Raw genomic sequence first — 12,916 nt, forward strand, 5'->3', positions numbered from 1 at the left:
GCGCCTGTGGACGACGCGCACAAGAAGCCCCAGGGCGTGCCGGTGAAACGCGCCGCTGCGCTGCTGTGGCGTGCCGTGCAGCCGGACGTCGCCACCGTGCGGGTGGGCCTGTTCTGGCTGGTGCTGGCCGCCGGGCTGGACGCACTCGGCCCGGTCATGGGCAAGGCCTTCATCGACCGCTACCTGCTGCCGCACAACCCGCAGGTGGGCGCCATGCTCGGCCTGCTGGCCGGCGCGCTGATTGCCGGTTGCACGGCCAGCCTGCTGCGCTACCACCAGCTGTGCCGGCTGGCATCGGTGGCCATGCAGTCGGTGCGGCGCATCCGCGAGTCGGTCTACGGCCATGTGCTGCGGCTGCCGATGAGCTTCTTCGACAGCGCCATCACCGGCCAGCTCGTCAGCCGCGTGACCAACGACACCGAGGCCGTCAAGCAGCTCTATGTGCAGGTGCTGTTCGTGATGCTGGACTCGCTCATCATGCTGACCACCTTGCTGGTCACCATGACCTTCCTGGACTGGCGGCTGATGCTGATCGTCGCGGCGCTGGTGCCTGCCGTGTTCGGCATCGTGTTCCTCTACCAACGCCTCTCGGCACCGGCCGTGGGCCGTACGCGCGAGCTGCGCAGCACGCTGAATGCGCAGACGGCGGAGTCCATCGCCGGCATGGCCGTGCTGCAGGCCACCGGCGCCGCGGCCACCTACGGCAAGCGCTACGCCAGCGTCAACGAGGCGCACTACGCTTCGCGCCAGGTCGAGCTTCGGGCCAATGCATGGCTGCTGCGGCCGGCGCTGGACCTGCTGAACGTGGCGATGCTCGCGGTTGTCATCGCGGTCTTCGGGATGCGCGAGAGCGGCGGCCAGTTGAGCGCGGTCGAGGTCGGCGTGCTGTACGCGTTTGTCAGCTACATCGGCCGCGTGGTCGAGCCGCTGATCCAGCTGACCATGCAGTTCTCGCAGCTGCAGCAGGCCGTCGTGGCAGCGGCGCGGGTCAACACGCTGCTGGACGAAGCCGAGGCGCCGCGGCCGCAGGCCAAGGGCCGCGTCATGGCCGGTGCCGTCACGCTGCAAAACCTGAACTTCGCCTACAAGAACGGCGTGCCGGTGCTGCGGGACGTGAACCTGGATGTGAAGCCCGGCGAGTTCCTCGGCATCGTCGGCCCCACCGGCAGCGGCAAGACCAGCCTGCTGTCCCTTTTGCTGCGCTTCTACCCAATTGCCGAGAACAGCGGCCAGTTGCTGGTCGACGGCCAGCCCATTGCCGAGCTGGACGAAGCCGCCTTCCGCGACGCCGTCGGCCTGGTGCCGCAGGAGCCATTCCTGCTCGCCGCCAGCGTGCGCGAAAACATCGCGATGGGCCGCGACTTGAGCGAAGCGCAGATCCACACCGCCGCCGAATCCGCCGGCGCCGCAGGCTTCATCGGACGGCTGGAGAACGGCTACGACACACCGCTCGGCGAAGGCGGCGCGCGCCTGGCCGTTGGCGAGAAACAGCTGCTGGCGATTGCCCGCGCGCTGGCCGGACAGCCCAAGATCCTGCTGCTGGACGAAGCCACCTCGCACATCGACACCGGCACCGAACAGGTCGTGCAGCAAGCCCTCGCCAAGCTGCACGGCAAGCTCACCATCATCTCCATCGCCCACCGCCTCTCCACCATCCGCGACGCCGACCGCATCCTGGTGCTGAGCCACGGCCATGTGGCCGAACTGGGACCGCACGATGCGCTCATGCAGATCGAGGGCGGGCTCTACCGGCGGCTGGTGGAGTTGCAGCAGTTGGCGTCAGAAACCTGACATCACCGCCGCCTCGGCTTGCGGCGGTACATGTCGGCATCTGCCTGGGCCAGCAGCGTGGTGACGTCATCGCCATGCTCCGGGTAGAGGGCCACGCCAATCGCCACCTCCAGGCCCTCATCTTCCGTCGCGGGCAGGCCGGCGAGGCTGTCCAGCGGTTTGGCGAAGGCGGCTTTCAGCTTCGCAAGCACCGGCGCGAGAGCGGCTTCGGGGTCTGTGCCTTCGCCGGGTTCATTGAGCTCCAGCAGCACCAGGAATTCATCGCCGGCCAGGCGGGCCACGCTGTCTTCCTCGCGCAGTGCGCCGCGCATGCGTTCGCCGAGTTCGACCAGCACCTTGTCGCCCACCGCGTGGCCGTGGTTGTCGTTGATGGCCTTGAAGCCGTTGACGTCGAGGAACAGCAGCGCGAAGGGCTGGTGGTCGCCGGAGCGGCGGTGGTGGGCCAGGCGGTCTTCGATTCGACGCAGCATGGCCTCGCGGCTGGCCAGGCCGGTGAGCCGGTCGGTCGCCAGTCGCTGGGTCATCGCGCTGAAGCTGCGCGCCAGGTCGCCGATCTCGTCCTGCCGCTGCACGTCCAGCGTCGGGTCGAAGCGGCCTTCGCCGACCTGGCGGGCGGCAGTGGCGATCTGCTTCAGGTCGCGTGACAGCACTTCCAGGCTCAGCAGGCCGATGGCCACCACGGCCACCGCAGCCAGCAGGCCCAGCAACAGGCTTTGCATTGCGTTGTCGCTGACGCGCTGCAGGAAGTCGCTACGCGGCACGGCAACGACGATCAGCCAGTCCAGCCCCGCCGCGTCGCGGATGCGCGCATGCGCCAGTTGCACCGAGTCGCCGTCCGGCCCGTCGATGCGCATCGCCCGCGTGGCCCCCGCGTCTTCCGGGCTTTGCAGCAGCGCCTGCACGGCGGCGTGGCTGGCCTTGAGCAGGCCGTCGCTGCTGTCTGCGGCATTCAGGCGAACGGGCTGGCCATCGGCGCCATTGCGCAGATAGTCGCCGCGCGAGGTGGCGATCAGGTTGCCGTTGGGCTCGGTCACGAACGCAATGCCGTGTGGGCTGAGCGGCAGCGAGTGCACGAAGGCGCTGAGGTGGCGCAACGTCACGTCGGTGGCGACCACGCCTTGGGCGTGGCCGTCTTCGGCGAGCACGCGGCGCGCGCGGGTGGAGATCAGCTCGCGGGTGCGGAAGTCGATGTAGATCGAGGTCCAGGTTTCCGTGGGCGCGTCATGCCCGGCCTGGTACCAGGGGCGCTGGCGCGGCTCGAAGATGCGCTCCTCGGGCTTGGCGGGGCCCAGCGCGCCATGGATGCCCTTGAACTCGTACAGGCTGCGCGGGCCCTCGCCCTTCAGGCGCAGCCGCAGCTGGGCCTGTTCGCCGCCTTCGCGCAGCAGGCCGAAGAAGTGGCCTTGTTCGTCGCCGTAGTAGACGTAGTTGTTCAACTCCGGGTGCACCGATGTGGCCAGCCAGAAGCGGGTGCGCAACGCGTCCAGCCCGTCAGCCACCCGCGGCGGCGCGCTCATGCCGCGCGGGAAGGCGGTTTCCAGCACCGCGCCGGAGCCCAGCACGTGCAGTTCCACCGCCTGCGAAATGCGGCCCACGGTCTCGGTGAGCAACTGGTCGGACAGGCTGTCGACCGCGATGCGGCCGGCGCGGTAGGACAAGGTGCCCAGCACCAGCGTGAGCAGCAGCACCAGCACCACGTAGGGCAAGGTCAACAGCTGGCGCAGGCTCAGCCAACGGAACACGGGCATGTTTGTCTCTCTCCAGGACTGTCACGCGGCACCCGTGGCGCGGCGGCAGCCATGAACCGTCGTCGTCGCGCCGGTTCTTGTTGTGCAGGGCTCAGGCGGTGGCGGCCTGGCGCTGCGGCAGCGCGGCCAGCCAGTCCACAAGGTCACGCTGCAGTTGCTGCAGCTCGGATTCGCGGGAATACATCATGTGGCCACCGGCATAGCGCTTGTGCAGCAGGTTGGCGCGCACGGCCTCGGGCAGGTCCAGCTGGTCCAGCGACCAGTCGGTGGCGCTGACGGGGGTGGCCAGGTCGTAGATGCCGCTGGCCACCAGCACGCGCAGATGCGGCAGCCGGCGCATGACCCGCGCCAGCTCCACCGAGGTGCAGGCGTACTGGTTGCCTTTGGCGCTGCCGCGCAGGAAATTCCACTCCTTGATGACCTCGGGGCCGAACAGGTGGTAGCGCCGGCTGCTGTCCATGCCGAGCTGGCCGAAGTAGTGCTGCGCGGCCATCGCGAACGGGCCCCACAGCGGGTCCAACCCGGGGTCGAATTCCATGCCTTGCGGTTGGGCCAGGCCCATCGGGCCGGTGACACGCGCGTCCATGCGGCCAACGGTGCGGCCGCGCGAGCGCAGTGCCTCGACGAAGAAGGTCGAGTCGCTGATGCGCAGGTGGTGCTGCTCCACCAGCGCTGGCGCCAGCCCCGTGAGCTCGCCAACGCGGCGGGCCACGCGGCTGCGCGCCCGCGGCTCCAGCGCGCCGCCGCGGTGCAGGGCGCTGAGGTATTCGCGGTGCACGAAGTCGTTGGCTGCCGCCAGCGCCGCCTCGGGCGAGGCACCGGCCTCGCCCTTGAGCGTGCCGTGGTACTGGGCCACGGCCGCGAAGGCCGGCAGGAACAGCGCGTATGGCAGGTCGTTGCGCGGGCTGAATTCCAGCGCCTGGAAATCCATCGCGGTCGAGACCAGGATCAGGCCGGCCAGCGGCACGCCGGCATCGGCCAGGGTTTCGGTCATCGCCGCGCAACGCGTCGTGCCGTAGCTCTCGCCGCACAGCAGCACCGGCGAGCCCCAGCGGCGGTGCCGCGTGAGCCATTCACACACGGCGTCGGAAAGCACCGCGATGTCGCCGTCGACCGAGAAGTGCTTCTTGCGCACCTCGTCGCCGGCCGACAGTGAGCTGCCGGTGTGCGGCGGGTCCACGAACACCAGGTCGAACTGGGCCAGCCAGCTCAGCGGGTTGTCCTGCACCACGTAGGGCGGCGGCGGCATCTGGCCGTTGTCGAGGATGGTGACCCGCTTCGGGCCCATCAGGCCGATGTGCAGGAAGGCCGACGAGGCGCCCGGACCGCCGTTGAAGGCAAAGCAGATCGGCCGCTGCACAGCAGCAGCGGCCGGCTCACTGCCTTCCGGCGCTTCGAGCTGGTAGGCGGTGGTGAAGATGGCCGCCTCGGGCTCGGGCGATTGGCCGGGCACATGAGAAAACGCCGGCACGAAGCCGGCGTCGACCCGGTAGCGCAGGCGCTGGCCGGGCAGCTGCAGCTCACCCTGGGCGCGCAGCGGCGCACTGGCCAGGGCTTGTTGCACCGCCTCGCGCTGGCGGCGCACCGCCTCGGCTTCGGCGGGCGTGGGAACCGGTGGGGGAGTAGGCGTCGTGGTCATGCAATGTTGGCGCGGCGAAGCACGCAAGGCATCTGGTGGCGGTGAGAAAACGGCCGCCGCCGCTCACGGCGACGGCCCCTGGAAGCCGCCGGCGCGGAAGGTCAGCACAAGGGTGTCGCGGTGGCCTTCGGCCCCGGGCACCAGCGGCTGGATGGGCGTGGATTCATGGATCACGCGCTCGTCGTCCAGCAGCAGCGTGCTCCAGCGCTGGTCCAGCGTGAAGCGCTGGCCCTCGCGGCCCTGGGCGGCGAAGACACGCGTCTCTGCACCCTTGATGCCTTCACGCGAAACCAGCGTCACGCTGACCAGGTCCACGCCGTCGCGGTGGGCGCCTTCGGGCGTCGGCCGGCCAATGCCGTCGGTGGTGTCGATGCGGAACGGGTGCGCCTCGACGTACCAGCTGCGCTCGCCCTTCAGCGCCGAGGCGCGCGCGGCAAGGGCCGCAAGCCAGCGCTGCCACAGCGGGTCAGTCACCAGGCCAGCTTCGATCGGCTCGAAATGGCGCTCGATGCCGCCGTGCAGCGCGTTGTACTCGACTGGCTGCCAGTGTGGCCGCTGCGGCACCAGCGTGACCTGCTCTCCTTCGACGATGAAGCAGGCATGGCGGCGGCGGCGGTAGCGGCCACCGTCGCGCAGGTAGGCGTCTGCCGGCAGCCGGTCCCAGTGGGACAGCCAGGGTGCGAGGTCGTTGGCGGTGCAGTGCAGCAGGCCGAACAGGCCATCGGCGTCCAGCACGGCAAAGCCCTGGCGGGCCAGCGTGGCGTCGATCTCGGCCAGCGGGGTGACGGGAGGAGCGAGCATCATGATGCGCGGATTGTCACCGCTGCGCGCAAGCGCTTTGCTCAGGAACGGCCCGCCCTCAGCCCGGCAGCCGGGCCGGCGTGAATGTGCACCGGCAGACTGTGACTTTTCTCACAGCAGCCACCCCTCATGCGCCCCGCAGCCCGGGACCGGTCCGTCTGCGCCTCGATCGGGATCTCCATCTCTGGTGGCGCACCGCGGCGGGCTGTGTTTTCGCGGCGCGGTAACCGGTGCCGAAGGCCTAGCGCTGGACGCGATGTTCGGCCCAGCTGAACCGCTCGAACCCTGAGCAGACGCAGGCAGGAATGACCCGGCGGGGTCAGACTTGAACCAAGGCCCTCTGGGACCCTGGCGGGGCGCCTCGCCTGGCCATGACCACACGCATGCGGTCCAGGACGGCATCCAGAACCGTGGCCAGTTGCGATGTGGGCGCGTCGATCGGCGCGGCGGTGCGCAACGCGCTCTCCAGCGCAGTACAGGCCTGCGCCACGCCATCCAGGCCCAAGGAGGCCGAAGCTTCGCGCAGCGTGTGCGCGCTGCGCTGCAGCGCGCCAAGATCGGCCTGCGCCAGCAGCGCCATCAGGCGTGCTCCCGCGTCCCGCTCCAGCGCCTCGAACTTGGTCAGCAGTCGCCAGGCCAACATGTCATCGCCGAGCACGCGACTCCGCAGCGCGGCGTAGTCCAGCCCTGGGATCTGCGGATCGCATCCGCCAGCCGGTGCTTCGGCTGGCGCGCCCATGGTGGCCTGCGTGCTCGTTTGGCGGACAGGTGCCTCGTGCGGGATCCACCTCAACAAGGTGTCGAGCAGACCCTCTGGAACCAGCGGCTTGGCCACATGGTCGACCATCCCAGCCTCGAAGCACAGCGCACGGTCCTCCGCGAGCGCGGCAGCCGTCATGGCGATCACCGGCAGCGCCGCCCAGGCGGCACGCCCGCGTATGCGCCGGGTCGCCTCGAGCCCGTCCATGACGGGCATGTGCAGGTCCATGAGCACCGCATCGAAGGGCTGCCCTGCCGGATCCTCCAGTGCCGCAAGCGCCTGCACGCCGTCGTCCGCGACACGCACCTCCAGGCCCATGCGCTCGAGGATCCGCCGCGCCACGATCTGATTGACCATGTTGTCCTCCACCAGCAGCACGCGGGCCCCAGCCAGCGGTGCCGCGCGGCGCAGCAACCATTCGGCCTGCGATGTCGGGGACGGCAACTCCAGGATCCGCTCCCCCGCGCTTGCCGCAGGGCCACGCAGGCCCGCCAGCGCGGCGGCTTTCTGCATGGCTGCGAGCAAGGGCGTGGCCAGCATCGGCTTGACCAGCACCACATCTGCCGGAAAGTCAGTGGCTGTATCGCTGGCCGCGGTGTGGGCCGACGAGAACATCACCACCACAACCGGGCGCTCCGTGCCATCGCCCGCTTGCCTCAGTTCGCGCAGCAGCGTGCGATGCTCGTCCGCGGCGAGCATCTGCCCGTCGAGCAGTACCACGTTGAACGGGTCGCCCGTGCCCCGGGCCTGCTCCACCTGCGCGACCGTGCCGCACGCCTCACGGGAGCAGGTCACCCTCACTTTCCAGGCCTGCAACTGAACCTGCACTCCCCGCGCCGCCGCGCAGGACTCGTCGACCAGCAGCACGCGCAGGCCCTCCAGGCCGACCTGCGTTGGAACGGCGGCCGTCTGCGATGTGTCGCGCAGCAGGGCCGCCGTGAACCAGAATTCGCTGCCACGCCCGAGAACACTGTTCATCCCGATCTCGCCGCCCATCATCCCGACCAGGCGGCGGCAGATCGTCAGCCCGAGGCCGGTGCCGCCGAAACGGCGGGTGATCGAACTGTCGGCTTGCGTGAATGCATTGAACAGGCCGGCATGGTGCGCGACATCAATGCCGATGCCACTGTCGCTCACCGCAAAGCGCAACAGGCAGTGCTGGGCGTCGGCCGCCGGCAGTTCCCGCACCTCGACATGGACGTGGCCATGCTCGGTGAACTTCACGGCATTGCCCACGAGGTTGTTCAGCACCTGCGACAGGCGCAGCGCATCCCCCACCAGTTGCAGCGGTAGTTCGGGCGGCAGGTCGACGACGAGCTCCAGGCCCTTCTGGCCGACACGGGCGGCGAAGACATCGACCGTGCGCTGCAATACCTGCTCCAGGTTGAAGCCCGCCTGCTCGAAGCGCAAGTGACCGGCCTCGATCTTCGAATGGTCGAGCACATCGTCGAGCAATCCCATCAGCGCGACTGCCGCGGTGTGGACCTTGTCGAGGTCGTCGCGCGCACCGGCCGGCAGCTCGTCTTCCAGCGCCAGGCGGCTCAAGCCGACAATGGCGTTCATCGGCGTGCGTATCTCGTGGCTCATGTTGGCCAGGAATGCGCTCTTGGCGCGCATGGCGACCTCGGCCGAGTCGCGCGCCAACACCAGCGCATCCAGGACCTTGCGCTGCTCGGTGACGTCGTTGGCAAAGAGCAGCAGGTGGGCTTGCCCCTCGCGCAGGATGCGCGCCAGCCTGCAGTCCAGGCGCGGCATTGCACCCGCCCCGCCGATCAACTCGACATCGCAGCGGCGCTGCTGGCCGTCCTCCAGCGTGGCCCGGGCGGGTTCGACCAGCGACGGGGCGTGCTGCGCCAGCCAGTCCCAGAGCCCCAGCCTGCCAAGCCGCTCGGCGTCGGTGCCGAGTGCGCAGTCGAGCGCGCGGTTCGACATCACGCAGTGGCCGTCAGCGCGGTAAACGCCGCAGCCGACCGGGTCGGTGTCGATGATCGCCTCGGCGAACCGCGCCAGCTCCTCGGCCCGCGACTGGGCCTGCCGGATCGCGGTGACATCGGTCGCCGTGGCGTAGAAGCCCCGCACCACGCCCTCGTCGTCGGCATCGGGGCGCAGGTTGAACAGCGCATGGCGCGTGGCGCCGCCGACGGTGGCGACGAAATCGTGCCCGAAGGCTTGCGGCTGTCCCTTCAGAACGGCATTGATCTGGCCCTCGTAACGCGCGAAGTGCAGCGGCCCGATCACGTCGCGCAAATGCCTGCCGGGCAAGGTTCGCGCGTTGACCCCGAGCCAGCTGCGATGGGCCCGGTTGCCGAAGCGGTTGCGCAACTTGCTGTCCCAGTAGCCGACGACACTCGGTGTGTGATCGAGAATGGCACGCAGATCGCGCCTGCTCACGACGATCTGCGCCGCCTGCTCTTCGACACGCCGTTGCAGCTTCAGCTTCAGGGAATCGATCTCCCGGCGCATCTGCTGGTGCTCGAGTGCCCGTTGGATGGCACGTGTCAGGATGTCGGTGCTGAGCTGGAACTTGGGCAGATAGTCGGCCGCGCCATCGCGAAGCGCCTGCACCGCCAATCCCTCGTTGCCCGCGCCGGTGATCATGATGATCGGGCAGTCGCGCAACGCCTCGCGGTGCAGTGCCGGCAGCAGTTCCGCGCCGGTGGCCGCGCCAAGCTGGTTGTCCAGCATCACGCAGTCGAATTCATGCTCGCGCACCAGGCGCAACGCATCGGCGCCATTGGCTGCCTGCATCGAATGCACGTCCCAGTCCGCCCGCGTCAGCAGGCGCAGCACACGCTCGCGGTCAACGTCGTCATCGTCAACTACAAGCAGGTGGATGGCCAGGCGTTGGGCCGTCGTGCCGACCGTGCCGGCGGCAACCATGGCAGCGCTCATTGCCGCCCTCATGGCAAGCGCACGGCAAGCCGGTACGACACCAGCAGCTGCGCCAATTTCGCAAACTGCGGCCCGACCAAGGCCTTGACCATGTAGCCCGCGACATTCTCGTGATAGGCCCGCACGCGGTCCGCGTCGGCATCGGAAGTGGTGAGCACGAACACCACCTCGTCGCAGAGCGCCGGGTCCGCACGCAGCTGCTGCAGGAACTCGAAGCCGTCCATGCGCGGCATGTTCAGGTCCAGCAGCACGACACGCGGCCGCGGCGCGTGCCGCAGCGGGTCGGTGCCGCGCAGCACGCGCAGCGCCGCTTCACCATCCTCCGCCCATGCCACCGGCACGCTGACGCCGCAGCGCTTGAGGCCGCGCATCACCGCTTCGGCGGCGACGTCGTCATCCTCCACCAGCAGGATCGCAAGGTCCAGGGCTTCAGTCATTGCCAGCCTTGCGCGCCCGCCTGGGCCACCAGAAGCGGAAGCAGGCGCCACGTCCGGACTCGACTGGCGAGACCAGCTCGATGCGGCCGCCATGCACCTCGATCAGGCGCTTGCTCAGCGCCAGGCCGATGCCCGAGTTGCCACGCTCGGTCGAGGTCAGGGTCTGGAACAATTTGAAGATGCGCTCGCGGGCCTGCAGTGGCACGCCCGGACCATCGTCGATGACGCTGATTTCACAGTCGCTGCGGTCGTGCCGCGCCTCAACACGCAGACGCCCTTCGATGCGATCATGGTGCTTGATGGCGTTGCCGATCAGGTTGCGCAGCACTGTCTCCAGCGGTGCGGCGATGGTCTCGAACGGCTCGATATCGAGCCCCAGTTCAACCACGAACCCCGGCGGTGCCGGCTGCATCTCCAGAATGCCGCGGACCATCGCGCCAAGGTCGACGACAGCGTACTCAGTGGCGGCGCGCCCGGCTCGCGCATAGCTCAGCAGGTCGTCGATCAAGCGCTCCATGCGCACGATGCGTTGGCTCACGCGGTCCAGGTTGCGCTTGACCTCGGCTGGCGGTTCCGGGCCCAGGTCGGCCGCGATCCATTCCATCAGATCGGCGATGCCGCGCAGCGGCGAGCGCAGGTCGTGCGAAGCAACGTAGGTGAACTCCTGCAGATCGGCGTTGGTACGGCGCGACTCGAGCTCCAGGTGCCGGCGGTGCTGCTCGACTTCATCGGCCAGGCGTTTGCGAACCGTGTTGTCGGTGCCGATCAGGAGATAGCCAATGATGGTTTCCTGGGCATCGCGCAGCGCGGTCACCGAAACAACCGCCGGAAAGCGGCTACCGTCCTTGCGGATCTTGGTCAGTTCATAGATGTCTTCAATGCCGCGCGAGGCCTTGAACACCAGGGCTTCGAACCCGGGGGAAATGGTCCTGGAGAACTCGGCACTCAGGACCTGGGCACGGGCGATCAGCTCCTGCGGGTCGGAGATGTCGGCCGGCGTGATCCTGTTCACGACCTCTGCCGCGGCATAGCCGAGCATGCGTTCGGCACCGACGTTGAAGATCTGGATGACGCCCTTGGCATCCGTGGCGATGCTGGAGAACATCGCACTGTTGAATATCGCGCCCTGCAGCGCGCCGGCTTTGGCCAGCGCCTCTTCTGCCTGTTTACGCGCGGTGTTGTCGGTGCCGATCAGCAGGTAGCCGATGACGCTTTCTCCAGCGTCGCGCAGCGCCGTCACTGACACCACCGCCGGCAAGCGGGTGCCATCCTTGCGGATGTAGGTCAGTTCGTAGATGTCTTCGATCCCACGTGAGGCCTTGAACACCAAGGCTTCGAAGCCGGGGGCAATCGGGATCTGGAGTTCGACGCTCAGCGCCGCAGCGCGTGCAATCAGCTCCTGCGGATCTGAAAGGTCGGCCGGCGTGATCTTGTTGACCACGTCGATGGCCGCGTAGCCCAGCATCTTGGCCGCGCCGACGTTGAAGATCTGGATGACGCCCTTCGCATCGGTGGCGATGCTCGAAAAGTTGGCGCTGTTGAAGATGGCGTTCTGCAGCGTGCCCGTCTTGAGCAAGGCCGCCTGCCGGCGCACCTCGGTGATGTACTCAGCCACTGGCGCGGAGTCAGGAACGACAGGATCGGAAAGGTGCGTAGTCAGAGGCCACTTTGTAGAACAGCAGTACCTTTCGCGGATCGCGCGACCGAAGATGCGGTGTGCACTGAAACCCGTTATACGCTGATCCCGCGATCAGCCGCGTGCCATGCCCCCAATGTGGAGACGATTGAGCCTGGCGCAGGGCAGTGAGCGCACGATTCGGTCGATGCGGGTCCGCAACGAATCCACCGGCCATGGCCGGGCAGCCCGGCACGGGATGTCTTGAATGCCCGGCGGATTCCGTACAGCAAGAAGGTCCGTGCGCGCGTCCCAGCGGCGCGGGCCCGGTCGTTCGTCACTGCGATTCACCAGGAGCTTGAAAATGCAGGCACGCCACTCTTCCGTCCATCCGGCCATCAGCGCGTTGCTAGCGGTCAGCCTGGTGGCCAACTTCGCGCTGTTTGGCAACACCGCGGACTACGCGCCCTCCATTCGGCCAGTCCTCGTTGGCGGCTTGTTGATCTTCAATTGCGTGTTGGCATGGTTCGGCGGTGCGCGCGGGCTGCGCAGCGCCGAACCCGTTGGCCAGTTGCCGGCAGTGGCCGGCTGTCTGCTGATCGCACCGTTTGTGCTGTTTGCATTGCTGCTGGGCATCGGCCCGCCGCATGAACAGCCGCCGTCGGAAAACGACTTGCGCTTCTTGCTGCTGGCCATCAATTCGATCCTGGTCGGCGCTGGGCTGATCGTGCTGCGGGAGGCGCTTGTGCCGGGCGGTGAGCGGCTGTATTCAACGCTGGGCCTGGCCTGCGCGGTGCTCGCCACGCCGCTGTATTTCCTCTTCTGCGTCATCCAGCGCAACGACTATGTGGCCGAGCAACTGGGCTGGTCCTGGACAGCGTCTGTCTCGGGCCACCTGCGTGAACTGACGCCGCTGGACGCGCTGTCCATCACCGCACTGTTCTTCGCTGGCGTCTTGACCTACCTGGCGACCGCGGCCTTCGCTCGCTCGCTGTCGAAGGCGGGCTGGCTGGGCCGCGGCGCCACATGGGCCTTCCTGCTGCTCAGCGGCCTCGGGCTGTTCTTCCTGATCGCCCGGGGCCTGGCCTACCCCAGCATGCAAGCGGCGATGTCGCACTGGTACACCGTGCCCGGCTTTGTCGCCGGCATCCCGGCGGTGCCATGGATGATGCCGGCGGCGATTGGCGTGTTGATGCTCAGGCGCTGCGGGCCGGAAAGGCCGCAGGCCTGAGC

8 protein-coding genes and 1 pseudogene are annotated in these 12,916 nt (G+C 68.3%); 2 read left to right on the top strand and 7 right to left on the bottom strand.

Annotation, left to right across the window (positions count from 1 at the left end; all coding sequences use genetic code 11):
* Positions 1 to 6 precede the first annotated feature (6 nt).
* Entirely contained in the window at positions 7 to 1,791 is a 1,785-nt protein-coding gene (locus LRH25_RS11410; protein WP_375140606.1) for an ABC transporter ATP-binding protein, read from the top strand.
* Positions 1,792 to 1,793: 2 nt separating this feature from the next.
* Here the strand turns inward: LRH25_RS11410 and LRH25_RS11415 are convergent, their stop codons facing one another.
* From LRH25_RS11415 to LRH25_RS33285, 7 genes and pseudogenes are all read right to left on the bottom strand, one after another.
* Positions 1,794 to 3,539 (bottom strand): diguanylate cyclase domain-containing protein, encoded by a 1,746-nt coding sequence (locus tag LRH25_RS11415; protein ID WP_141289840.1) that lies wholly within the window; start codon positions 3,537 to 3,539, stop codon positions 1,794 to 1,796.
* 91 nt (positions 3,540 to 3,630) lie between these two features.
* Positions 3,631 to 5,178, bottom strand: coding sequence for a S10 family peptidase (locus LRH25_RS11420; protein WP_231011178.1), 1,548 nt, complete (start codon positions 5,176 to 5,178; stop codon positions 3,631 to 3,633).
* Positions 5,179 to 5,241: 63 nt separating this feature from the next.
* Complete coding sequence (locus LRH25_RS11425; protein ID WP_141289367.1) at positions 5,242 to 5,982, bottom strand: 2OG-Fe dioxygenase family protein; 741 nt, start codon at positions 5,980 to 5,982, stop codon at positions 5,242 to 5,244.
* A gap of 316 nt (positions 5,983 to 6,298) precedes the next feature.
* Positions 6,299 to 9,631: a response regulator gene (locus tag LRH25_RS11430; RefSeq protein WP_170200970.1), complete on the bottom strand. Its 3,333-nt coding sequence runs from the start codon at positions 9,629 to 9,631 to the stop codon at positions 6,299 to 6,301.
* 8 nt (positions 9,632 to 9,639) lie between these two features.
* Positions 9,640 to 10,068: a response regulator gene (locus LRH25_RS11435; RefSeq protein ID WP_231011179.1), complete on the bottom strand. Its 429-nt coding sequence runs from the start codon at positions 10,066 to 10,068 to the stop codon at positions 9,640 to 9,642.
* Positions 10,061 to 10,501, bottom strand: a complete 441-nt coding sequence (locus LRH25_RS33345) for a sensor histidine kinase (RefSeq protein WP_425551798.1) — start codon at positions 10,499 to 10,501, stop codon at positions 10,061 to 10,063. Before LRH25_RS33345 ends, LRH25_RS11435 begins: the two co-directional genes overlap by 8 nt.
* Before the next feature lie 51 nt (positions 10,502 to 10,552).
* A pseudogene (locus LRH25_RS33285) lies at positions 10,553 to 11,683 on the bottom strand (PAS domain S-box protein); the annotation flags it as partial.
* A gap of 364 nt (positions 11,684 to 12,047) precedes the next feature.
* Here LRH25_RS33285 and LRH25_RS11445 point away from each other — a divergent pair.
* Positions 12,048 to 12,914: a hypothetical protein gene (locus LRH25_RS11445; protein WP_141285880.1), complete on the top strand. Its 867-nt coding sequence runs from the start codon at positions 12,048 to 12,050 to the stop codon at positions 12,912 to 12,914.
* Positions 12,915 to 12,916 lie beyond the last annotated feature (2 nt).

The organism is Ideonella azotifigens (genome assembly GCF_021043325.1).
In the GTDB taxonomy this organism is placed as follows: domain Bacteria; phylum Pseudomonadota; class Gammaproteobacteria; order Burkholderiales; family Burkholderiaceae_C; genus Ideonella; species Ideonella azotifigens.

What these genes read in the sequence shown, in the direction of transcription:
- LRH25_RS11415 (WP_141289840.1), bottom strand. Translation starts at nt 3,539, where the DNA reads ATGCCCGTGTTCCGTTGGCTGAGCCTGCGCCAGCTGTTGACCTTGCCC.
- LRH25_RS11420 (WP_231011178.1), bottom strand. Translation starts at nt 5,178, where the DNA reads ATGACCACGACGCCTACTCCCCCACCGGTTCCCACGCCCGCCGAAGCC.
- LRH25_RS11425 (WP_141289367.1), bottom strand. Translation starts at nt 5,982, where the DNA reads ATGATGCTCGCTCCTCCCGTCACCCCGCTGGCCGAGATCGACGCCACG.
- LRH25_RS11430 (WP_170200970.1), bottom strand. Translation starts at nt 9,631, where the DNA reads ATGAGCGCTGCCATGGTTGCCGCCGGCACGGTCGGCACGACGGCCCAA.
- LRH25_RS11435 (WP_231011179.1), bottom strand. Translation starts at nt 10,068, where the DNA reads ATGACTGAAGCCCTGGACCTTGCGATCCTGCTGGTGGAGGATGACGAC.
- LRH25_RS33345 (WP_425551798.1), bottom strand. Translation starts at nt 10,501, where the DNA reads ATGGTCCGCGGCATTCTGGAGATGCAGCCGGCACCGCCGGGGTTCGTG.
- LRH25_RS11445 (WP_141285880.1), top strand. Translation starts at nt 12,048, where the DNA reads ATGCAGGCACGCCACTCTTCCGTCCATCCGGCCATCAGCGCGTTGCTA.